Genomic DNA, 23,182 nt, shown 5'->3' with positions numbered 1-23,182 from the left:
TACACGATGCCCCCCATGCGATGCTCCCCCACCTGTGTACTGACGTTCAGTGCCGCGCCCCCCGAGTGTCAGGAAGCTGGCGCGCGCCGCACCCTTCGTGAACTCCGGGTGTTTTCAGACCCCGCGTTGACGGACCGCGCCACCAGTCCGCGCAGCCACTGGTGCGCGGGGTCGCCGTCGAAGCGCTCGTGCCAGACCTGGAGGATGTCGAACGGGCGCACGGGGATGGGCGGGGGGAACACCTGGAGCGCATACGCGTCGCGGAACGCGGCGATGAGGCGGCGGGGCGCGGTGAGGACGTAATCCGAGCGCGACACCGCCAGCGGGGCGATGAGGAAGTAGGGCACGCGCACGGCGATGCGGCGCGGGGGCAGGCCGCGCTGGGCCAGGGCCAGGTCCACGGCGCCCACGCCGTCGCCTTTCGGGCTGATGAGGATGTGGGACAGCTTCAGGTAGGTGTCCACGTCCAGCGTGCGGCGCACGGTGGGGTGGTCCTTGCGCACCACGCAGACGAAGTCCTCGGTGAAGAGCTTCTGCTGGCGCAGGCCCGGCCCGGACGGCACGGGCGCGACGATGATGGCCAGGTCCACCTCGCCCGTCTCCAGGTGGCTGGGGAAGGTGTGGCTGTCCACGTGCAGCACGGACAGGTCCACGCCGGGAGCCTCGCGGCCCAGGAGCTCCAGCGCGCCCGGCAGCAGCACCGTCCCGAAGAAGTCGCGCGTGGCCACGGTGAAGCGGCGGGTCGCGGTGGCGGGCTCGAACGAGGGCTCGTCGCGCAGGGCCCGTCGCAGCTCCGCCAGGCCCCGCTTGAGCGGCGCGGCCAGCTGCTGCGCGCGAGGTGTCAGCACCATGCCGCCCCGGCCGCGGATGAGGAGCGCGTCGCCCAGGAGCTCCCGCAGCTGGGCGAGCGCGTGGCTCATCGCGGACTGGGTGAGGCCCACGCGCGCGGCGGCGCGGGTGACGTGCACCTCGTGCAGCAGCGCATCCAGCGCCACCATCAGGTTGAGGTTGATGCCGGAGAGGTCCACCTCCGCGGGGGAGGGCGCTGGGGTTTCATGAGCGCGGCGCATGGGCGCATGCATAGCATGCAGTGGCCTCATGCAGGGCGCGGGGGCACTGTTGCGCCATCTCGCTGTCGCTGGAGGCACCCCATGTCCATCGTCATCAACACCCCGAACGGCAACATCGGTCGTCCCCTCGTGGAGAAGCTCTTGAAGGCGGGCCGCCAGGTCACGGTCATCTCCCGCACCCCGGAGAAGGTGGCGGACCTGGTGAAGCTGGGCGCGAAGGTGGTGCGGGGCTCCATCGACGAGCAGGCCACGCTGGACGCGGCGCTCCCGGGCGCGGAGGCGCTGTTCTGGCTGTCGCCGCCCGCCGTCCGGCCGGACTTCCAGGAGTGGGCGAAGGCCACGGGCCGGATGGCCGCGGAGCGCGTGAAGGCGCACGGCGTGAAGCGCGTGGTGATCATCTCCAGCATCGGCGCGCAGAGCGGGCCGGGCACGGGGCCGGTGTCCGTGCTGAAGCCCATTGAAGAGGCCTTCCAGGCGGCGGCCCCCCACGTCGTCAGCCTGCGCGCGGGCTTCTTCATGGAGAACCTGCTGCGCGACGTGCAGGGCCTGGCGAAGGCGGGCGCGCTCTTCAGCGCGAACCCGGAGACGAAGGCCATGCCCATGGTCGCCACGGCGGACATCGCCGCCAAGGCCTTCGAGTTCCTGACGGACGCATCATGGACCGGCCACCGCTACGTGGGCGTGCACGGGCCCAAGGACCTCACCTTTCCGGAGGTCGCGAGCATCCTCACCCAGGTGCTGGGCCAGCCCGTGAAGTACGTGCGGGTGGGGCTGGAGGACCTGCGCAACGGCATGACGGGCGCGGGCATGCCGTCATGGGCGGCGGACACCTTCGTGGAGATGTACGGCGCCGTCCAGGACGGGCGCATGGACCCGGCCGAGCCGCGCTCGAAGGAGACCACCACGCCCACCACGCTGGCGGAGTTCGCCAGCACCGTGCTCAAGCCGGTGGTGGAGCGGGCGCGCGCGTCGTAAGGGAAGACCGGCGTCCGCCTGTCCGTCCGCGTACGAAAAGTGGACGGGGGAACGTCCGCCAGGCCGTCCTCTTCCTCCTGACTGGTGCACGATGGGGGCCGACCGGAAATTGGTCCGGTACGGCCACCCCACCGAACACGAGCGCACCATGGACGAGCAACGCCCCGCCACGCCCCCGGCCCGGACGGACCCCTCCATCGACCTGCTCCACCAGCGCACGCGCCAGCCGCTGGAGGTCCTCTTCTCCCCCCGGAGCGTCGCGGTGGTGGGGGCAAGCGAGCGCGCCGGCAGCGTGGGCCGCACCGTCCTCTGGAACCTCATCAGCAGTCCGTTCGGCGGCACCGTCTATCCCGTCAACCCGCAGCGCCCCAACGTGCTCGGCATCAAGGCGTGGCCTTCCCTGCGCGCGCTGCCGGAGGCCGTGGACCTGGCCGTCATCGTCACCCCGGCGAAGTCCGTGCCGGCCATCATCCGCGAGTGCGCGGAGGTTGGCGTCAAGGGCGCCATCATCATCTCCGCGGGCTTCAAGGAGACGGGCCCGGAGGGCGTGAAGCTGGAGCAGGAGGTGCTGCGCATCGCGCAGGCCGCGAACCTGCGCATCATCGGGCCCAACTGCCTGGGCGTGATGCGCCCCACGGGCGGCTTCAACGCCACCTTCGCCAAGGGCATGGCCCGCCCCGGCAACGTGGCCTTCATCAGCCAGTCCGGCGCGCTGCTCACCTCCATCCTGGACTGGAGCCTGCGCGAGGCCGTGGGCTTCAGCGCCTTCGTGTCCGTGGGCTCCATGCTGGACGTGGGCTGGGGGGACCTCATCGACTTCCTCGCGGATGATCCGATGACGCGCTCCATCCTGCTGTACATGGAGTCCATCGGCGACGCGCGCGCCTTCCTGTCCGCCGCGCGCGAGGTGGCGCTCACCAAGCCCATCATCGTCATCAAGGCCGGCCGCACCGCGCAGGCCGCGCAGGCCGCCGCGTCGCACACCGGCACGCTCGCCGGCAGCGACGAGGTGCTCTCCGCCGCCTTCCGCCGCGCGGGCGTGCTGCGCGTGGACTCCATCGAGGACCTCTTCCACATGGCGGAGGTGCTGGCCCGCCAGCCCCGGCCCTCCGGCCGCAGGCTCACGCTGCTCACCAACGCGGGCGGCCCCGCCGTGCTCGCCACGGACGCGCTCGTGTCCGGCGGCGGCGAGCTGGCCGTGCTGTCCGACGACACCCGGAAGCAGCTGGACGGCTTCCTGCCGCCGCCGTGGAGCCACGCCAACCCGGTGGACATCCTGGGAGACGCGGACGCGGAGCGCTACGCGAAGGCGCTGGAGACCACCGGCGCGGACCCCAACAGCGACGGCCTGCTCGTCATCCTCACGCCGCAGGACATGACGGAGCCCACCAAGACAGCCGACCGCCTCAAGGGCTACGCGAAGCTGCCCGGCAAGCCCGTGCTCGCCAGCTGGATGGGCGGCTCCGAGGTCGCCGCCGGCGAGCGCATCCTCAACGACGCGGGCATCCCGACCTTCGGCTACCCGGACACCGCGGCCCGCGTCTTCAACTACATGTGGCGCTACTCGGACAACATCGCCGGCCTCTATGAGACGCCCACGCTGGCGGAGGAGCCCACCGGCAGTGGCCGTGACGTGGCGCGCGCCCTGGTGGACGAGGCCCGCGCCGCCGGCCGCACCCTGTTGTCCGAGTACGAGTCCAAGCGCCTCCTGGCCGCCTACGGCATCCCCACCGTGGAGACGTGGCTCGCCACCTCCGAGGACCAGGCGGTGGAGAAGGCCCGCGCGCTGGGCTTCCCCGTGGTGCTCAAGCTGCACTCGCTCACGGTGACGCACAAGACGGACGTGGGCGGCGTGCGCCTGGACCTGCGCGACGAGTCGCGCGTGCGGGAGTCCTTCCGCGCCATCCGCGACGCGCTGGCGGAGCGGGGGCTCCAGGACGGGTTCGACGGCGTCACCGTGCAGCCCATGGTGAAGCTGGACGGCTACGAGCTGATTGTCGGCAGCAGCCTGGACGCGCAGTTCGGCCCGGTGCTGCTCTTCGGCGCGGGCGGCACGCTGGTGGAGGTGATGCAGGACCGGGCCCTGGGCCTGCCGCCCCTCAACACCACGCTGGCGCGCCGGATGATGGAGCGCACGCGCATCCACCACGCGCTCAAGGGCGTGCGCGGCCGGGCGCCCGTGGACCTGGGCGCGCTGGAGCGGCTGATGGTGCGCTTCAGCCAGCTGGTGGTGGAGCAGCCCTTCATCCGCGAGCTGGACATCAACCCGCTGCTCGTCTCCGCCGAGCGCATCATCGCGCTGGACGCGCGCGTGGTGCTGCACCCGCCGGACGTCCCCGCCGCGGCCCTGCCGAAGCTCGCCATCGAGCCGTACCCGCACCAGTACGCGCAGGTCCTCACGCTGAAGAACGGCGAGCAGCTGCTCGTGCGCCCCATCCGCCCGGAGGACGAGCCCGCCATGGGCCGGTTCCACCAGGCCCTGTCGGAACAGACGGTGTTCATGCGCTACGCGGGCCTGATGAAGCTCAGCCAGCGCGTGGCCCACGAGCGCCTGGCGCGCATCTGCTTCAACGACTACGCGCGGGAGATGGCGCTCGTCGCGGAGCGGCCGTCAGCGGACGGGAAGGGCGGGGGGGAAATCCTCGCGGTGGGCCGGCTCACGCGCCTGCGCGGCACGAAGGACGCGGAGTTCGCCATCACCGTCAGCGACCCCGCGCAGCGGCTGGGCCTGGGCACGGAGCTCTTGCGGCGGCTGGTGGACGTGGGCCGGGACTGGGGCCTGCGCCGCATCGTCGCGGACATCCTCACGCGCAACCGCGGCATGCAGGCCGTCAGCAAGAAGCTGGGGTTCACCCTCGTGGAACACGAGGAGCTGGCCCCGGACATGGTGAAGGCCGTGAAGGTGCTCAACGGCTGACCGTGCCCGGGGCCTCTACGGCCTCACGGCACTACACGTCGTCGCAGGGCGTGCCCAGCCGCGCGCCCGTGTAGACGCCCAGCTCGTTGTAGATGAACGGCAGGTTCTCACCCACCGGCACCGCGCGCAGCTTCTGGCGCTTGCTCTTCACCACCCAGAACGACGGCTCCTCGCGGTCCACCACGAGGCGCAGGTCGCCGCCCTGCGTGGAGAAGATCTCCCCCTGCGAGTCGGTGACGACGTTGAGCATCTTCTGCTGCTTCACCTGGCCGCGCTGGCCCGTGAAGATGCGGAAGCTCTTGTTGTCCGCGCCGATGCCGCGCTCCACCAGGTAGTACGTGCCCTTGTCGTCGCGCAGCAGCGCGTACGGCTGGAACTTCACCGGGCTGGGCTGGTAGCTGGCCTTGCGCAGAAGCTCCTTGGCCTGGTCCGCGGGCACCGGCTGCTGGGGCAGGCTCTTCTCCCCGCAGCTGAGCGTGCACGTCTTGGCGTCCTCGCTGAGCCGCAGATAGGAGACGACCCGGTAGTCCACGCCGCGGAAGCTGTCGTTGGCCTTGGGGTTGAAGAAGCGCGGCTCGAAGAACATGCCCTCCTTGCTGTCGGTGTAGCCCACGGGCGGCACCTGCGTGAACGTCTTGCCGTCCCCGTAGTACAGCTCGCCCTCGTGCTCCGGCGTGTGGGGGATGAGGACCGTGTAGTGGCCCTTGCCGTCCGCGCAGACCCTGGCGGACTCCAGCACCATGCGCTCACGCAGCTTCTGCTCCTGCCCCCAGGGCGGATCCAGCGCGAGCGCGGCTTGCGGGGCCAGGACGAGCCCCAGGGCGATGACCATGTGTCGAAGCGTCATGTCAGTGGGCTTTCGTTCTAGAGGGTGTCGGTGAAGAAGGAGGTGGCCTTGTCCGGCTGGACCTGGTCGCCTTCCGTCACGGACCAGATGACCTTGCGCGCTTCCAGCTTCAGCGCCGCCTGCGCGTCCATGCGGCACTCCACCGTCTGGATCTTCTGCTGGACGGCGCGCTTGGCCTCGTCGGAGCGCTCGCACAGCTTCTGGAGCGACTCCAGCGGGCCCTTGCAGTAGCTGCCGAAGGAGATCTCGTTGAGCTGCTTGTCCGTGACGGCGTCCCAGGCCACGGTGGCCGTCAGCTTCGAGCCGCACGCCTTGTTCGTCTCCGCGGCCGCTTCCTTCAGCTGCTGCTCCGCCTGGTTCGTCCAGAACTTGCGGTCGAACGCGAGCATCGCCTGGTACTTCTTGTCGCCTTCCAGGTCCTGGTAGCGCTCGAAGACCTTCTCCACCTTGAGCTCACCCGTCTTCGCCGTGTCCGGCTTCAGGTGCGTGTAGCCCGTGTGGTTCACGTCGCTGAAGACCAGGTCCTCGTAGCCGCCCCGGTCATGCACGGCGACGAAGCGCTGCTTGTGGCCGCGCCACTGCGTCCAGTACTCCGTGCTGCGCCGGTCCGCGTTCACCGATGCGACCAGCACCTGTCCGTCCAGCTCGCTCTTCGTGCCGTCGAACGCCACCAGCGCCTTGTGCGCGTCACCGGGCTCCAACCCGATGAGGGTGATCCGCTCGCCGGCCTCGTTGGAATACACCTTGCCGGTGACGGGCTTCGTGCCCGCCACGGCGCTGTCGGGCCGCACGCCCCGGGAACAGCCCAGGGACAGCGCCACGACCCCCACTGCCAATAGGACTCTCACGACGACTCCTTGAATTGCGGGCGCGCCCCCGCTCTGGAGCTTCCGCGCGCCCGGACGACCCTAGAGGTCGATATCGTACTGCGAACAGTATTGTCGGACCCTGGGACGTTCCGTTGCCGGGACCCGGGTCCATTGTGCTCGCGCGTTCGCCAGGTCGTGCTGCTGGCAGTACACGCGGGTGAGCAGCGAGAACGACAGGCCGGTGATCTTCGTGCGCTGGCTGCGCCGGATGTGACGCAGCGCTTCCGACGTGTTCGACGCGTCCAGCGCCTTCTGCGCGGACGCCAGGTCCTCGCGCACGCTGTCCGGCATCGACTCGGTCGCGCCGCCGCGCGCCTTGGGCCTGGGCGTCACCGCGGGCGTGTCCGCCGGCTCCACGGACGGCCGCTTCTCCTCGGGAGCCACCTGCCGCGGCGGCTGGGCCTCCGGATCCACCGGAGCATCCACGGGCTGCTTCTGCTCCACGGGCTGCGTCACGGCCGCGACGGGCGGGGCAACGGGCGGCGCCGCGACGGGGGCGGTGGGCGCGGGCGGATTCGCCGCGACGACGGTGGGCGGGGTCGTGCCCGCGCCCTTCCAGAAGAAGGCGACGGCGAACGCGATGATGACCGTCAGGCCCACGGCCACGGCCACCGGCCACTTCGGGCGGGGGCTTGCCAGGGGCTGCGCGGGCAGGGACGCGGTCTGGGGGCCGGAGGGGGACGCGTCGCGGCCGGCGTGGGGGCGCATGCCCACCGTGGGGATGTGCTCCTCCTGATCCGGCGGACGCGACACCGGGGGCGGGGCCGTGGGCGTGGTGGGGCGCGAGCGCTGCTCCGGCTTCATTTCGGAGAGCGTCTGGAGCGGGCTGCCCGTCAGCTCCAGGATGAAGGAGCCCACGTCCGGGTAGCGGTCCTCCGGCTTCTTCGCCATCGCGCGGGAGATGGCCGCCACCACGTGCGGCGGCGTGCCCGGCGCCAGCGTCAGCAGCGGCGGCGGCTCCAGGTGGACGATTTGGTAGATGAGCTCCGCGACGTTGTCGCCGGAGTAGGGCGGCCGGCCCGCGAGCATCTCGTAGACGATGCAGCCGAACGCGAACAGGTCCGTGCGCGCGTCCACGTTGCTGTTCTGGCCCATGGCCTGCTCGGGGGCCATGTACTGCGGCGTCCCCATCAGCACCGAGTCCAGCGTCTGCACGGTGCGCGAGTCCACGAGCTTGGAGATACCGAAGTCGAGCAGCTTCACGCGCTCGCCCACGACGCCGCCGGCCTCCGTGGGCACGAGGAACACGTTGCCCGGCTTCAGGTCGCGGTGCACCACGCCCGCGCGGTGCGCCGCCTGCAACGCCGCGCCCATCTGCCGCGCGATGGAGAAGACCTCCTCCAGGGGCAGCTGCTTCTGCTTGCGCAGCCGGCGCGACAGGCCTTCGCCGCGCAGGTACTCCATCACCATGAAGGGCGTGCCGTCCTCCAGGGTGTCGAAGTCCAGCACCTCCACGATGTTCGGGTGCCCCAGCCGGGAGGCGATCTCCGCCTCGCGCCGGAAGCGCACCGCCACCTCTTCCGACAGCGCCTCCGCGCCGTGCAGCACCTTGACGGCGACCTGCTTGCCCGGCAGGCGCAGATGGCGGGCGAGGAACACCGCCCCCATGCCGCCCTTGCCCAGCACGGTGCCAATCTCATACGTGGCGCGCAGAATCCGTCCCGTCGTCAACGGCTCGGACTGCGCGGAGGTCGGTTCGGTAGGCTTTTGCATCGGCGGTCCGATTTCCTACTAAACCGGGCCGACACGATTGGAAAGCACCCGGGTCGAATCCTCCCCCACGGGTCGTGTGCGCGGGCCCGGGCTCTCACGTTCTGAGAGCCCGAGCCGATATTTTATCCAACGGTGCAACGCCCCAGGTGTTCCGGGCTACGGCGTGGTGGGAGGCGTCACCAGGCGCGACTGGAGGTCGCGCGCCTCCTCGATGTGTTCCTGCACCTCCGTCCGCTCGGTCAGGAGCTCCTGCGCCAGTTGCGGGTTGTCCGTCTGGGCCGTCAGGACGCTGTCGCCGATGAAGGCGGTGCGCGCGTGCGCGTTGAGCTGCGCGCTGATCAGCGCCAGGTCGAGCGCGGCGCCCGTGGGCGCGTTCGGCCCCTGGAGGACGTCCATCAACTGCTGGACCTCCTTCTGCAGCTGGAGGCTCACGGGGTTGTCCTCGGGGACGATGCCCTCGGTGGCGAGCAGCGCGTCCAGCCGTTCTTTGACGGCGGTGTGCTCCGCGACCATTTGCTCGTTGAAGGCCCGGATGTCCGGGTCGGTGGCAAGCGGCGCGGCGTACTGGCCGAGCATCACCTCGCCCTCGTTGGCCACCTGCAGGACACGGGCGATCTGCGCGTCGGTGAGCGACAGGATCGTCCCCACTTCAATGGTCGTTCCGGCATCGGTCGTTCCGGCATCGGTGCCCGCGTCCGGGTTGTCCTCCAGGTCCGGCATGCCCGGGACACTGCCAAAGTTGGGCTCGTCGTCGTCACTGCACCCGAACCCCAGCGCCACGGCGCCAGCCACCACCGCCCCCACCCAGAACTTCGCTGTCCGCATGTTCCCCCCTCGCAGTGAATGTCGCCTGGCCAGGATGGGGAGCGCCTTGTCCGGTGACCACTTGCGGATCAGCCAATGGCAGTGTGGCTCAGCCCACATCCCCTCCCACCGCCCTGCCGCCGGAGCCCGGCGAGCCGCTCTCGAAGCCGGCGCGCCCGTGAGTTCCGGCGGCAGGATGAAACGGACTACGGCACGGGCACGGCGGGCGGCAGCACCAGCTCGGACTGGAGGTCCGTCGCCTCGTCAATGTGCATCTGCACCGCCTGCCGTTCGCTCTCCAGCTCCTGCGCCAGGGCCGGGTTGGCGACCTGCGGTGTGAGCAGGCTGTCGCCGATGAAGGCGGTGCGCGCGTGCGCGTTGAGCTGGGCGCTGATGAGCGCCAGGTCGAGCGCGGCGCCCGTGGGCGCGTTCGGCCCCTGGAGGACCTGCATCATCTGCTGGACTTCCATCTGCAGCTGGAGGCTCAGCGCGGTGTCCTCGGGGACGATGCCCTCGGTGGCGAGCAGCGCGTCCAGCCGTTCTTTGACGGCGGTGTGCTCGGTGACCATCTCCTCGTTGAAGGCCCGGATGTCCGGGTCGGTGGCAAGCGGCGCGGCGTACTGGCCGAGCATCACCTCGCCCTCGTTGGCCACCTGCAGGATCCGCGCGATCTGCGCGTCGGTGAGCGTCAACACCACGCCCGCGTCGGTCCCCGCGTCCGGGCCCTGCTGCGGTGCCTCCTGTGGCGCGGGATTCTCCGCGTTGCTCCCGCACCCGTAGCCAAGCGCCAGCGCGCCCGCCAGCACCGTCCCCACCCAGAATTTCGCTGTCCGCATGTCTCAACCCCCCGTGAATGTCGCGGGGGCAGGATGGGGAGGCGTTCCGTCCGTGGCCATGCGCGCTTCAGCCGTTGCCAATGTGCCCGGGTGCACAGGCCGGGCAGCCAGGGAGCCTGTCCGGGCACCGGGAGGGGCGTGGGACGCGTGATTTTTCCCGGGGACCGGGCGGCACCCCCTAGAGTCGGGGGCCGATGAGTGCCTCCGCCGACACCCGCGCCCCGCTCGCCGCCCTGCTGCCCAGGCCCGGTGAGCCCCGTCTCGACGCCGATGAGATCCTCAACCGCTTCGTGAGCTACGTGGCCACGAACGGGCTGAGCCTGTACTCCGCCCAGGAGGAGGCCATCCTGGAACTCCTGAGCGACAAGCACCTGTTCCTCAAGACGCCCACCGGCTCCGGCAAGTCGCTCGTCGCCATGGCGCTCCACTTCAAGGCCATGGCCGAGGGCAAGGTGTCGTTCTACACGTGCCCCATCAAGGCGCTGGTGAACGAGAAGTTCTTCGCGCTCTCCAAGGCCTTCGGCCCGGAGAACGTGGGCATGCTCACGGGCGACGCGTCCATCAACCGCGAGGCGCCCATCCTCTGCTGCACGGCGGAGATCCTGTCCAACCTCGCGCTGCGCGACGCGTCCGCGCGCGTGGACGCGGTGGTGATGGACGAGTTCCACTACTACTCCGACAAGGAGCGCGGGGTGGCCTGGCAGATTCCGCTGCTGGCGCTGCCCAGGACGCAGTTCCTGCTGATGTCCGCCACGCTGGGCGACACGCACGTCATCGAGCAGAGCCTGGCGAAGCTCACCGGCCGCGAGGTGGCCACGGTGCGAAGCTCCGAGCGCCCCGTGCCGCTGGACTTCGACTACCGCGAGGTGCCGCTGCACGAGACCATCCAGGACCTCATCGCGCGCGGGAAGTACCCCGTGTACCTGGTGAACTTCACGCAGCGGGCCGCGGCCGAGCAGGCGCAAAACCTGATGTCCGTGGACTTCAACACGAAGGAAGAGAAGGAGGAGATCCGCCAGGCGCTGCTGGACGCCCCCTTCGACACGCCCTACGGCAAGGACTTCCAGCGCTACCTGCGCCACGGCATCGGCATGCACCACGCGGGCCTCCTGCCCAAGTACCGGCTGCTGGTGGAGAAGCTGGCGCAGCAGGGCCTGCTCAAGGTCATCAGCGGCACGGACACGCTGGGCGTGGGCGTGAACATCCCCATCCGCACGGTGCTCTTCACGCAGCTGTTCAAGTTCAACGGCGAGAAGCTGGCGACGTTGAGCGTGCGCGACTTCAAGCAGATCGCCGGCCGCGCGGGCCGCAAGGGCTTCGACACCGAGGGCAGCGTGGTGGCGCAGGCCCCGGAGTACATGATTGAAAACATCCGCCAGGCAGCGAAGGAGGCCGCGGGCAAGAAGAAGTCGCCCAAGGCGAAGCCGCCGCAGAAGGGCTTCGTGCAGTACGACAAGAGCACCTTCGAGCGGCTCCAGAACGGGCTGCCGGAGCCGCTGGAGTCGCGCTTCGACGTGAGCCACGGCCTCTTGCTCAACCTGCTCCAGAGCGACAAGACGGAGGGCAGCGGCGGCTACAAGCGGCTGGTGCAGCTGGTGATGCGCTCGCACAGCTCCGACTACACGAAGAAGAAGCTGCTCAAGGACGCGGCGATGTACTTCCGCACGCTGCGCGACGCGGGCATCGTGAAGGTGGTGCAGTGGGAGAAGCACTCCGCGACGGTGGAGGTGTCCGAGGACCTGCAGCGCGACTTCAGCCTCAACCACACGCTGTCCCTGTACCTGCACGAGACGCTGGAACTCTTGGATCCCACGCTGGAGACGTACGCGCTGGACGTCGTCACGCTGGTGGAGTCCATCCTGGAGAACCCGGAGGTGGTGCTGTACGCGCAGCTGCACCAGCTGAAGGGAGAGAAGATCCAGGAGATGAAGGCGCGGGGCGTGGAGTACGACGACCGCATGGAGGAGCTGGAGAAGCTGGAGTGGCCCAAGCCCAACCGCGAGTTCGTCTACGGCACCTTCAACGCCTTCGCGAAGAAGCACCCGTGGGTGGGCGAGGAGAACATCCGGCCCAAGTCCATCGTCCGGGACATGTTCGAGCGCTTCATGTCCTTCCACGACTACGTGCGTGAGTACGGCCTGCAGCGCAGCGAGGGCGTGCTGCTGCGCTACGTGGGGGACGTCTACAAGTCGCTGGTGCAGACGGTACCGGAGAAGTTCCGCAACGAGGACCTGGACGACATCATCGACCACCTGCGCGCGACGCTGCGGCAGGTGGACTCCAGCCTCCTGGACGAGTGGGAGCGGATGCGCAACCCGGAGGCCCCGGTCGAAGTGAAGCCGGTGGTGGACCTGAAGCCCAAGGAGCTCACGGAGGACCCCCGGGCCTTCGCCGCGCGCGTGCGCGAGGAGCTGCACCGGCTGCTGCGCGCGCTGGGCCAGCGCCGCTTCCTGGACGCGCTGGGCATGCTGGACAACGCGCTGGGGGAGTGGACCGCGCCGAAGCTGGAGCAGGCCATGGCGCCGTACTTCGAGGAGCACAAGCTGGTGGTGCTCACGCCCCAGGCGCGCAAGCCGGCGAACACGCAGCTCAAGGAGACGGGCACGCGCCAGTGGGAGGCCCAGCAGCGCATCATGGACCCCGAGGGCCATGGGGACTGGGTCATCGACTGCGAGATTGATTTGCGCGGCCGGCGCATGGACGACGGCCCCATCCTGATGCTGCGCCGCATTGGCGGCATGGCCGCCTGGTCGTAGCCGTCAGGCGGGAGGCGGCTTGGGGTCCCCGGAGCCGCGGGCCGCCTCGCGCACGGTGCGGGTGGCGACCTCCACCTCCGCGAGGATGCGGCGCGCGTGCTGGAGCAGGGCCTCGCCGGTGGGCAACAGGCGCATGCCCTTGGGAACGCGCTCGAAGAGGGGCGTGCCCAGCTCGTCCTCCAGGGCGAGGATGTGACGGCTGAGCGGCGGCTGGGTGATGTGCAGCCGGCGCGCGGCCCGGCCCACGTGGCCCTCTTCCGCCACCGCGACGAAGGACTGGAGGTGCGTGATGCTCACGCGCGCGGATGCTAGCGCGGGACGTGCGCGCCGTGCACGCGCCCGCGTGATGCCAGAACAGCATTGGACGTTCTGGAAGGGCGGGTGCCACCTTGCCCGGCATGGGCATCCCTCTCTTCAAGGGCAGTGAAGTGGAACGGCTGCGGCTCGCGGGCCGCGCGGCGGCGGGCACGCTGGCGCATGTGGGCTCGCGGCTCCAGCCAGGCGTGACGACGGCGGACATCGACGCGTGGGTTCGCGAGGACACGGCGCGGCGGGGCGGCACCCCGAGCCAGCTTGGGTACAAGGGCTTCCCCTCCACGGTGTGCACCAGCCGCAACCACGTGGTGTGCCACGGCGTCCCGCGCGCGGATGAAGTGCTCAAGCCCGGGGACATCATCAACGTGGACGTGACGACGCACCTGGACGGCTTCCACGGCGACACGTCCGCCACGTTCATGATTGGCGAGGTCTCCGCCGACGCCAGGCACGTCGTGGACGTGGCGCGGCGGTGCCGGGACGTGGGCGTGTCGGTGGTGCGGCACGGCGCGCGGCTGGGGGACATCGGCGCGGCGGTGATGGCGCTGGCGAAGGCGGAGGGGTGCAGCGTGGTGGAGGAGTTCGGGGGCCACGGCATCGGCCGGCAGATGCACGGGGAGCCGCACGTCCCGCACGTGGGGAAGGCGGGCACCGGCATCACGCTGCGCTCGGGGATGGTCCTCACCATTGAACCCATGGTGAACCTGGGGCGCCCGGACATCCGGATGATGCCGGACGGGTGGACCATCGTGACCGCGGACGGCAGCCTGTCCGCCCAGTTCGAGCACACCGTGCTCGTCACCCGCGACGGCTGTGAAATCCTCACGCCGGCCGAGCTGTCCCTGCACGTCCCGGTGAGCTGAGGCGCCGTCTCATGGCCCCTGGGCCAGGCCGTCCATGCTGGCCGGTGTTGAGAAGGGGGCGCTTGCGTCCGCCTGCCCGGCTGCGTGACAGGTGGTTCTCGTTGGAAGCGTCAGGGCCTTTGATAGGTTGGCGCCCCATGAAGAAGATCCTGGTCGCGCTCCTCGTGCTCATCGTCCTGGCGGTCGCGGGTGCAGGCGGCGTGTTCATGCACTTCCAGAACGCCACCACCGCACCCAACGCGGCGGCGGATCCGGCGCCCAAGGAGTTCGTGGTGAAGAAGGGCGCGTCCGCGCGCTCGCTGGGCCAGCAGCTCCAGGCCCAGGGCTTCCTGGACGACCCCACGGTGTGGCGCTTTCACCTGTGGCGCCGGGGCAGCCTCAACGTGAAGGCCGGCCGCTTCATGCTGAGCCCCACCGCGTCCGTGGCGGAGCTGGCCACCGCGCTGGAAGGCCCGCCGCTGCCGGAGGACGTGCCCTTCGCGATGATTGAAGGCTGGCGCCTGCGCGACACCGACCAGGTGCTCGCCGCCCAGGGCCTCATCAAGCCGGGCGAGTACATCGCCGCGGCCAGCCGCCCGGACCGCTTCACGGCGCCGTTCCCGCTGCCCACGCGCAGCCTGGAGGGGTACCTGTACCCGGAGACGTACGGCATCGTCGCGGAGAACTTCAAGGTGGAGGCGTTCATCCAGCGGCAGATCGACACCTTCCGCGCCCGCTTCTACGACGCGCACCAGGAGGAGATCGCCAAGAGCGGCCGGTCGCTGCACGACATCGTCGTGATGGCCTCCATGCTGGAGCGCGAGGAGCCGGTGCCGTCCCAGCGCGCGCTCGTCGCGGGCATCCTCTGGAAGCGCGTGGACAAGGGCTTCCCGCTGGGCGTGGACGCGACCAGCCGCTACGAGCTCGCGGAGTGGAACGACCGCAAGGCGTTCCTCAAGCGGCTGCGGGACAACTCGGATCCGTGGAACTCGCGCACCCGCGCGGGCCTGCCGCCGGGCCCCATTGGCGCGCCCACGGTGGACTCGCTGCTCGCCGCGCTGCGGCCGGTGAAGAGCGACTACTGGTACTACCTGCACGACGCGCAGAAGGTCCTGCGCCCGTCCCGCAACGCGCAGGAGCACGAGGCACTCCGGGCCAAGTACAACGTGTACTGAGGCCCGCCGATGACGTCCCCCCTCGTCAAGCCAGACGGTCCCCCGGCTCCCGCCGCCGGCGCGGAGGCCGCGCTGCGGGAGGAGGTGGCCCTGCTGCGCCAGGAGGCTGAACGGCTCCGCCGGTTGCTCGAGACCGCGGCGACCGTCACCTGGACGAGTCGCATGGGCGACGCGCGGTCGCCCATCTCCCCCTCGTGGACGGCCTTCACCGGGCAGCCCCCGGAGCAGCTGCGCAACCGGGGCTGGCTCCAGGCCCTGCACCCGGACGACCGGGAAGGGGCGCTGGCGGCGTGGGAGCAGGCCCGGGCCGGGAACCAGCTGTACTCCACGCGCTACCGGCTGCGCCGCGCGGATGGCGCCTACGTGTGGATGCTCGTCCGGGGCATGCCGGTGCTGGGGCCGGATGGCGCCGTGCGCGAGTGGGTGGGCACCTGCATCGACATCCAGGCGCAGGCCCTGGGCGAGGAGCGCGCCGCGTTCCTGGCGCGGGCCAGCGAGCTGTTCTCGTCGTCGCTGGACGCCGCCGCCACGTTCGCGTCGCTGGCGAGGCTGTCCGTGTCGGCGCTCGCGGACTGGTGCATCGTGGACATTCTGCACGCGGATGGGCACTTCGAGCGCGTCCAGGTGGCGACGGCGGATCCGTCCCTGGCGCCGCTCGCAGCCGCCGTGCAGCGGCTGCCGCCGGTGCCCCGGGAGCGGCCCATCTATCCTCCCTCGGTGGCGCTGGCGACCGGCCGGTCCACGCTGGTGCCGGAGGTCACGGACGCGCTGATGAAGGCCGTGGCGCAGGACGCGGACCACCTGGCGATGATGCGCACGGTGGGCATGCGCTCCATGCTCACGGTGCCGCTGCTGGCGCGGGGCCACATCCTGGGGGCGCTGACCTTCCTGGTCACCACCTCCGGCCGCCGCTATGGCGACGACGACCTCCGGTTCGCCCAGGAGCTGGCGAACCTGGCCGCGCTCGCGGTGGACAACGCGCGGCTCTTGCAGGGCGCGCGCGACGCCATCCGCCTGCGCGACGAGTTCCTGTCCGTCGCGAGCCATGAGCTGAAGACGCCGCTCACGCCGCTGAGCCTGAAGCTCCAGGCGCTGTCGCGCGCGGTGAAGGCGCATCCGGACTCGCCGCTCGCGCCCGTCATCGAGGCGCACGTGGAGACGGGGCACCGCCAGGTCCGCCGGCTCACGGAGCTGATGAACGACCTGCTGGACGTGTCGCGCATCAGCGCCGGCACCTTCCGCCTGCAGCGCGAGGACGTGGACGTCGCGGAGGTGGTGCGCGAGGTGGCCGCGCGGTTCGCGCCCAGGTTCGCCGTGGAGCACTGCGACTTCCGCGTGGAGGCGCCGGGGCCGGTGCACGGCAGCTTCGACCGGGCCCGGCTGGCGCAGGTGTTGGATCACCTGCTGGACAACGCGCTCAAGTACAGCCCTGGCGCGCCGGTGTCCGTGGGGCTCGCGGTGGACGGGGCCGTGGCCCGGCTCACGGTGCGCGACGGGGGCATCGGCATCTCGCCGGAGCAGCGGCCCCGCCTCTTCGAGCGCTACGGCCGCGCGGTGTCCGAGCGCCACTACGGAGGCCTGGGGCTGGGCCTCTACCTCACCCGCACCATCGTGGAGGCCGAGGGCGGGAGCGTGTCCGTGGACAGCCGCCTGGGCGAGGGCGCGACGTTCAAGGTGGAGCTGCCGCTCACGCGGCCCTGAGCGCTACGGCGTGCTCGTGCCGGGCGGCTGGGGCGACGTGTGGAACATGTCCGCGAGGATGCGCTCGGCCGCGTCCGCGAGCAGGTCCCGGGCCATGCGCGTCTCCTCGCCGAAGATGCCGCGCGACGTGCGCGCGTCCAGCACGTGCGTGGCCAGCAGCGAGAACGCCGCGGGCTCGTCGAACGTCGCCTCCGAGGAGAGGACGCGCTTGCCGGGCTGTTGATCCTCCTCGTGGAAGCGCCCCTCCCAGGTGTCGCCCAGGGTGATGGAGAAGTATTGCGCCGCCACGTTGCCGGGCCGCGACATGTGCGAGGCGGCCACCACCGCGCGAAGCTGGCCGCGCTCCTCGGCGGTCATCTGGCGTTTCCACGCTTCGACCGACGCGTGCATCGTGTCGATTTGATCCCTCGCCGAGTCCTCCGCGTTCTTCATGAGGTCCGGCACCTGGGCGTGGATGAACGTGGAGAGCTGTGCCTGCGTCACGCGGTTCGCGGCCAGCACGGCGTCCACGAGCGCGAGCGACGCGTCGAGCATCCGGCGCTGCCGCGCCAGCGCTTCGGCCGGGAGGCCGCGGGTGTCCAGGCTCGTGGCCGACGCGGTGATGAGGCCGCGCAGCGTGGCGAGGCGCGTTCGGGTGTCGTCATCGAGCGCGTCCTGCTGGCTGGCGAGCAGGACGTGGAGCGCGAGGGGGACGTGGGTGACGGCCTTGTACTCGTGGTAGCGGCGCGTGCGCGCGGGGGCCTCGAAGCGCTGGCCGCCCTTGCGCAGGATGAGCACGTCGTCGATCTGCGCGATGACGGGGCCCATGCGTGACAGCACCGCCTCCCGGCGCGCGGCGTACGCATCGCGGAACGCCTGGTTGAGGACGGAGAGCGGATCCGCGGGCTCCAGCGCCACGGTGCGCGCGACGTCGGAGGGCGGTTCGGGAGGAGGGGAAGGGGAGGCGGGACCGCCCACGGGGCACTCGGCCATGGGGGGCACCGTAGCGCCCCGCGCGCGTTCGTCATCCGTGGGCGTGGGCCGGGTGTCCGGATTCCTTCAACGCCTGCGCCAGGTGTCCGCACGAAAGCGAAAGGCCGGCCCCGCGTCGAAGCGGGACCGGCCTTCCTTCACTGCTCAGCGATGACGACGGTCAGGCGCTCACTCGACCGGGCGCACCTGGACCTGCATCACGGTGTCGGTCTTGTTCGTCGACAGCACCTCGATGATGGTGCCCGTCTTCGGGACCTTCACGCCGGCGTACGGCTGCGTGGCGTACCAGAACTCGTTCGTGTCGTTGAACACCGGCACCGCGGGCTGCGAGGGGTACTCGTTGCGCGGGAAGCCGTTGGGCTTGAGCGACAGCGGGAAGCTGGGGTCCAGGCCGAACGTCGCGTCGTGCGTCTGCACGCGGCCGGACCAGTAGCGGCCGTCGCTGCGCTGCAGGGGCTGCGGGCGCGAGTCGATGGGCAGGATGCGGCCCGCACCCGGGTGCTGCGACACGTTGTTGTTCTGCTGGGAGGTGTCCCAGTAGGTGACGAGCAGGCCGGGGTTGTACGAGTAGCGCTCCGCCCAGTCGAAGAGGCCGTCCGCGCTGAAGCCGTAGTTGTACGGGCCCGTGGCCAGACCCTCGTCGTAGCCGCGGAACTGGCGCCACTCGGCCAGGTAGTAGTGGTCGTAGAGGGTGTTGGTGCCGTCCGTCACGAAGAACGTCGACTTGTCCCACCACTTGTGGCCCCACTCGCCGTCGTCACCGAAGACGTAGGTGTTCTTCGCCCACAGCTGCACGAAGTCCACCAGGAAGCCCTTGCCGAACTCCGCCGCGTCCGTCTTGTAGCGGATCTTCAGCGTGACCTTCTTGCCCGCGTGGGCGGACAGGTCGAACGACAGCGGCATCCAGCCGTTGGACGCGCCGGTGATGCCGTTGCCCAGGTTGTTGCCCCAGGGGTTCGTGTCACGGCTCACGGGGCTGGGCAGGTTGACGAACGGGCCACCGTCCACGGAGATGGCGACGTAGGCGTAGTCCCAGTCCTCCTCGATGTCGAACCACGTCTGGAAGGAGAAGGTGATGGGCGTCTTGTTCGGCAGCTTGACCGTCTTCTCCAGCACGCGGTCCAGGTTGTTGCCCTGGCCGCCCTGCCACATGCCCTGACCCTCGAACGGCGCGGTCGTGGGCTGCACGATGGGCTTGCCGGGCAGCTTCACCACCAGCGCCTGCTTCGCGTTCTGCGACGTGAACTCCGCGGGGCCCAGCTTGTGGTACGAGTACAGGCCCGCCGACGTGGTGGCGTAGTCCAGCCAGCCCAGCTGCAGCTTGTCCCAGGCGAAGAAGTCACCCGGACGGCTGCCGATGTCCGTGGTGCCGTCGTTCAGGTACGAGCCGGACGACATGATGGTCCAGAAGCCCGTCCCGTTGTCCGCCGCGTTCGTCGTGTCGTAGTGGTCCGGCAGGCCCAGGTCATGGCCGTACTCGTGCGCGAACACGCCCAGTCCGCCGTTCTCCGGCTGGATGGTGTAGTCGCCCACCCACTTGTCGATGCCGGTGCCGAAGCGCGTGCCGCCGTTCTGGTTGTACGCGGGGCCGATGCCGTCCGGGCCCGAGCCGTTGCTGTACGCGAACCAGCGGTGGCTCCACACGGCGTTGGGGCCCTGCGCGCCGCCGCCGACTTCCTCGCCCATGCCCGCGTGGACGATCTGGAAGTGGTCGATGTAGCCGTCCGGCTCGTCGAAGTTGCCGTCGCCGTCGTGGTCATACCGGTCCCACGTGTCGAACGTGTCCAGGTACGCCTTGATCTCCGCGGGCGTCTTGCCGGCGGCCAGCTGGCTGTTCGTCCAGGACTTGATGGCGTCGCTGATGAGCGGCCACACGGAGTTGGAGCAGCTGGAGCTGCCGCACAGGTTGTTGCCGTAGCGGGCGGCGTTGTACGGCACCTTCACCCACTCGGACACCGCGCCGGTCACGGCGTAGCGGCCGGACGACGCGGCCTTGTAGAAGTTCGCCACCGAGTCCGCGCCCGGCGTCGTGTCGAAGTAGAGCTTCTCGAAGTGCGCGCGGTCGTAGTCCGGCTGCCAGATGGTGGTGTTGTCCACCGTCCGGTCCGGGGCCGGAATTTCATTGTGCAGCGGGCCCGGGATGTTGCCACCCGGGTTGGTGGTGGGGTTGCCGAACACCGGGTGGATCTGCGTGCCGTACTCCACCAGGATGACGAAGATGCGGTCCGTGCGCTGCAGCTCCAGCTCCACGAACTTGCCGTTCGCCAGCTTGTGCACGCGGCCGGCCTGGCCGCTGCCCTCCAGCCGCTCCCGCAGGGCCTGCGCCTTCAGCTCCTTCTGCTGCTCACCCAGACGGTGGGGCAGGTCGTCCGTGATGTCCTGAACGACGGACTTGCGCAACGACGCGGACGGCGCAGCGACGTCGGGTTGCGGCTTTTCGTACCAGGCACGCTCCGCGTACGCGGTCGGCGCGAACGCGAGCAGGCCCAGGGCCAGCCAAGACGGATTCTTCCGCATTGCCACTCCTTCAGGGTCAGGTCAGACATCCCGGCAGGGTCCGGGTGCGCCCACTTTCTAATGGAAGCCATGTCCTAAAGGGAAGACCGGGAGGCTAAATTTTTCCTGCAAGGACGGAGAGCGTCCTCCGTTCGACGTTGGCCGAAAATCCGAGATTGGGTAGGGGAGGGCGGGGGGCGAAGGACTACGGTGCCGGTCCGATATGGCGCGTTCACGTCCCGTGGATCCCCCGCTGCGGCGGGATGTCCGGCTCTTGGGCCGGCTGCTGGGTGAGGTGTTGGTGGAACAGGAGGGACAGGCCCTGTTCGACAAGGAGGAGGAGGTCCGGCACCTGGCCATCCAGCGGCGGCGCGGTCCGGTGGCGGGACGACGCGCCGCGGCGGCGGAGCTGGCGGCGGTGTTGCGCAGGCTGCCCTCGGAGCAGGTGGAGCCGGTGCTGCGCGCCTTCTCCGTCTACTTCCAGCTGGTCAACCTTGCTGAGCAGCACCACCGCATCCGCCGCGCCCGGGCCCACGCGAGCCCCACCGCCACCCGGCCCCAGAAGGGTTCACTGGAGGCGACGCTCCTGACGCTGAAGGCCGCGGGCGTGAGCGCCGACAAGGTGCGGGAGACGCTGGGCACGCTGAAGGTGACGCTGACGTTCACCGCGCACCCGACCCAGGCGGTCCGGCGGACGCTGCTGGAGAAGCTCTACCGGCTGGCGCAGCTCCTGGAGGAGCGCGACCGCTGCGCGCTCACCCCGCGCGAGTCGGCCGCGAACCTTTCGGCCATGCGCGAGGAGATCACCGCGCTCTGGCAGACGGACGAGCTGCGCCGCGAGCGCCCCACCGTGGGCGACGAGGTGAAGAACGTCCACTGGTACGTGGAGGAGATGCTGTCGGAGCCGGTGGCCCGGCTGCCGGAGGCGCTGGACTGGGCCTTCGAGCGCGCCTACGGCGAGCCCCTGGGCGTGCTGGACACGCCCGTGCGCGTGCACTCGTGGGTGGGCGGCGACATGGACGGCAACCCGCTGGTGACGCCGGAGGTGTTCGCGGACACGCTGCGCGCGCACCGCGCCCGGGGGCTGCGGCTGCTCTTGCGCGACGTGGAGCGGCTGGGCGGGATGCTGTCGCAGTCGGAGCGGCACGCGCGCCCCACCCAGGAGCTGGAGCGCTCGCTGGAGGAGGACGCGAAGGCGCTGCCGGACGTGGCGAAGCAGCAGGGCCCGCGCACGCTGGGAGAGCCGTGGCGCCGCAAGCTGCGCTTCATGGAGGAGCGGCTGTCGCTGGCGCTGGAGCACGTGCTGGCGCGGCGGCGGGGCCAGGCGTCCACGCTGCCGCCCGGGGCCTACCGCTCACCGGAGGCGCTGGGGGACGACCTCGCGGTGCTGGAGCGGTCGCTCTTCGCGGCGCGCGCGGAGCACGCGGGCCTGCGCGAGGTGCGCCGCATGTCCGAGCGCGTCCGCGCGCTGGGCCTGGGCCTGGGCGAACTGGAGGTCCGGGCCCCCGCGGAGGACGCGGTGAGCGCGGCGGCGTCCTTCAACGGCGGACCGGCCCCCACCGAGGGCGGCAAGCGGCTCCTGGAGGTGCTGGCGAAGCTGCGCGAGGGCCAGGACGAGGGCGGCGAGTCCGTCTGCCGCACGCTCATCCTCTCCATGGCCTCCACGGCGGACGACGTGCTGGCGGCCTTCCAGTGCCTGAAGCACGCGGGGCTCTGGGACGCGAAGCTCCAGTGCGCCACCGTGGACGTGGCGCCCCTCTTCGAGCAGCTGGGCGCGCTGGACGGCGGGCCGGACGTGCTGCGCCAGCTCTTCGCGCACCCGGAGTACCGCCAGCACCTGAAGGGCCGGGGCGTGCAGGAGGTGATGGTGGGCTACAGCGACTCCGGCAAGGAGGTGGGCCTGCTCGCCGCGGCCGCCGCGCTGTACCGCGCCCAGGTGGCGCTCACCCACGTGGCGGACGAGCACGACGTGCCCCTGCGCCTGTTCCACGGCCGGGGTGAGACGGTGGCGCGCGGCGGCGGCCCCGCCCAGACGGCCATCCTCGCGCTGCCGCCGGGCACGGTGGCCGGGGCCTACAAGGCCACCGAACAGGGCGAGGCGATGGACCACAAGTACGCGCGCCCGGAGCTCACGCAGCGCACGCTGGAGCTGGTGGTGGGCGGCGTGCTGTTGCACACGCTCGACGCGCAGCCGCGCCCGTCCCCGGAGGACGAGTCCGCCTTCCGCGCCGCCTTCGACGTGCTGGCGGAGGAGGGGCGCAAGGCGTACCGCGCGCTCGTCTGGGAGGACCCGCGCTTCGTGGAGTTCTTCATGACGGGCACGCCGGTGGAGGAGATCGCCGCGCTGCCCATCGGCTCGCGCCCCAGCAAGCGCAAGGCGGGCGGGCTGGACACGCTGCGCGCCATCCCCTGGAGCTTCGCGTGGACGCAGACGCGCGCCATCCTCCCGGCCTGGTACGGCGTGGGCAGCGCGCTGGAGGCGTACGCGGCCACGCCGGAGGGCGCGGCGCTCTTGCAGCGCATGTACAAGGAGTGGCCCTTCTTCCACACGGTCATCGACAACGTGACCATGGTGCTGGCCAAGACGGACATGGCCATCGCGGCGCGGTACGCGAAGCTGGCCCCCGCGTCCACGCGGCCCCTGTGGCTGCGCATCCAGCAGGAGCACTCGCGCACGCGCCGCGCGGTGAAGTCGCTCACCGGGGAGGCGAAGCTCTTGGACAACAACCCGCAGCTGCAGCGGAGCATCGCGCTGCGCAACCCCTACGTGGACCCCATGTCCTTCCTCCAGGTGGAGCTGCTCAAGCGCAAGCGCGACGGAGACGCGGAGTGCGACCGGCCGCTGCTGCTGGCGCTCAACGGCATCGCTGCGGGCATGCGGAACACCGGTTAGA

Annotated in this window: 16 protein-coding genes; 7 read left to right on the top strand and 9 right to left on the bottom strand. The window is 70.6% G+C overall.

The features are described from left to right. Positions 1–68: 68 nt before the first annotated feature. Positions 69–1,070, bottom strand: coding sequence for a LysR family transcriptional regulator (locus tag NR792_RS10775; protein ID WP_375759978.1), 1,002 nt, complete (start codon positions 1,068–1,070; stop codon positions 69–71). Positions 1,071–1,151: 81 nt separating this feature from the next. Here NR792_RS10775 and NR792_RS10770 point away from each other — a divergent pair, with 81 nt between their 5' ends. Further along, complete coding sequence (locus NR792_RS10770; RefSeq protein WP_375759977.1) at positions 1,152–2,045, top strand: NmrA family NAD(P)-binding protein; 894 nt, start codon at positions 1,152–1,154, stop codon at positions 2,043–2,045. Between the two features lie 148 nt (positions 2,046–2,193). Further along, positions 2,194–4,962 carry a bifunctional acetate--CoA ligase family protein/GNAT family N-acetyltransferase gene (locus NR792_RS10765; protein ID WP_375759976.1) on the top strand — a complete coding sequence of 923 codons (2,769 nt, stop codon included), beginning with the start codon at positions 2,194–2,196 and terminating at the stop codon, positions 4,960–4,962. Positions 4,963–4,993: 31 nt separating this feature from the next. On the opposite strand, the gene NR792_RS10760 is transcribed toward NR792_RS10765, so the two are convergent. From NR792_RS10760 to NR792_RS10740, 5 genes are all read right to left on the bottom strand, one after another. Then, positions 4,994–5,809: a hypothetical protein gene (locus tag NR792_RS10760; protein ID WP_375759975.1), complete on the bottom strand. Its 816-nt coding sequence runs from the start codon at positions 5,807–5,809 to the stop codon at positions 4,994–4,996. Positions 5,810–5,826: 17 nt separating this feature from the next. Continuing rightward, the gene (locus tag NR792_RS10755; protein WP_375759974.1) at positions 5,827–6,657 is read right to left on the bottom strand and encodes a hypothetical protein; all 831 of its coding nucleotides are present in this window, start codon (positions 6,655–6,657) and stop codon (positions 5,827–5,829) included. A gap of 60 nt (positions 6,658–6,717) precedes the next feature. Beyond that, on the bottom strand, positions 6,718–8,391 hold the full coding sequence (locus NR792_RS10750) for a protein kinase (protein WP_375759973.1): 1,674 nt from the start codon (positions 8,389–8,391) through the stop codon (positions 6,718–6,720). A gap of 156 nt (positions 8,392–8,547) precedes the next feature. After that, positions 8,548–9,216: a DUF4142 domain-containing protein gene (locus tag NR792_RS10745; protein ID WP_375759972.1), complete on the bottom strand. Its 669-nt coding sequence runs from the start codon at positions 9,214–9,216 to the stop codon at positions 8,548–8,550. A 185-nt stretch (positions 9,217–9,401) separates the two neighbouring features. After that, entirely contained in the window at positions 9,402–10,031 is a 630-nt protein-coding gene (locus tag NR792_RS10740; protein WP_375759971.1) for a DUF4142 domain-containing protein, read from the bottom strand. Between the two features lie 194 nt (positions 10,032–10,225). Here NR792_RS10740 and NR792_RS10735 point away from each other — a divergent pair, with 194 nt between their 5' ends. Further along, positions 10,226–12,787 carry a DEAD/DEAH box helicase gene (locus NR792_RS10735; RefSeq protein ID WP_375759970.1) on the top strand — a complete coding sequence of 854 codons (2,562 nt, stop codon included), beginning with the start codon at positions 10,226–10,228 and terminating at the stop codon, positions 12,785–12,787. 3 nt (positions 12,788–12,790) lie between these two features. Here the strand turns inward: NR792_RS10735 and NR792_RS10730 are convergent, their stop codons facing one another. Then, a complete protein-coding gene (locus NR792_RS10730) occupies positions 12,791–13,084 on the bottom strand; it encodes a LysR family transcriptional regulator (RefSeq protein ID WP_375759969.1) in 294 nt (97 codons plus the stop codon). A 101-nt stretch (positions 13,085–13,185) separates the two neighbouring features. Here NR792_RS10730 and map point away from each other — a divergent pair, with 101 nt between their 5' ends. The 3 genes from map (at position 13,186) to NR792_RS10715 (ending at position 16,820) form a co-directional block, all read left to right on the top strand. After that, on the top strand, positions 13,186–13,965 hold the full coding sequence (map, locus tag NR792_RS10725; RefSeq protein WP_375759968.1) for a type I methionyl aminopeptidase: 780 nt from the start codon (positions 13,186–13,188) through the stop codon (positions 13,963–13,965). A 137-nt stretch (positions 13,966–14,102) separates the two neighbouring features. Continuing rightward, positions 14,103–15,119, top strand: a complete 1,017-nt coding sequence (gene mltG, locus NR792_RS10720) for an endolytic transglycosylase MltG (protein WP_375759967.1) — start codon at positions 14,103–14,105, stop codon at positions 15,117–15,119. Positions 15,120–15,128: 9 nt separating this feature from the next. Then, positions 15,129–16,820, top strand: coding sequence for an ATP-binding protein (locus tag NR792_RS10715; RefSeq protein WP_375759966.1), 1,692 nt, complete (start codon positions 15,129–15,131; stop codon positions 16,818–16,820). Positions 16,821–16,823: 3 nt separating this feature from the next. Here the strand turns inward: NR792_RS10715 and NR792_RS10710 are convergent, their stop codons facing one another. Next, entirely contained in the window at positions 16,824–17,792 is a 969-nt protein-coding gene (locus NR792_RS10710; RefSeq protein WP_375759965.1) for a hypothetical protein, read from the bottom strand. 168 nt (positions 17,793–17,960) lie between these two features. Continuing rightward, the gene (locus NR792_RS10705; RefSeq protein WP_375759964.1) at positions 17,961–20,309 is read right to left on the bottom strand and encodes an immune inhibitor A domain-containing protein; all 2,349 of its coding nucleotides are present in this window, start codon (positions 20,307–20,309) and stop codon (positions 17,961–17,963) included. 202 nt (positions 20,310–20,511) lie between these two features. On the opposite strand from NR792_RS10705, the gene NR792_RS10700 reads away from it, so the two are divergent. Further along, on the top strand, positions 20,512–23,181 hold the full coding sequence (locus tag NR792_RS10700; protein WP_375759963.1) for a phosphoenolpyruvate carboxylase: 2,670 nt from the start codon (positions 20,512–20,514) through the stop codon (positions 23,179–23,181). Position 23,182: the final 1 nt, after the last annotated feature.

The organism is Corallococcus exercitus (assembly GCF_042231735.1).
GTDB lineage: Bacteria > Myxococcota > Myxococcia > Myxococcales > Myxococcaceae > Corallococcus > Corallococcus exercitus_B.
Note: the sequence above shows the minus strand (reverse complement) of the source record. Positions and strands in the feature narration are given on the sequence as shown.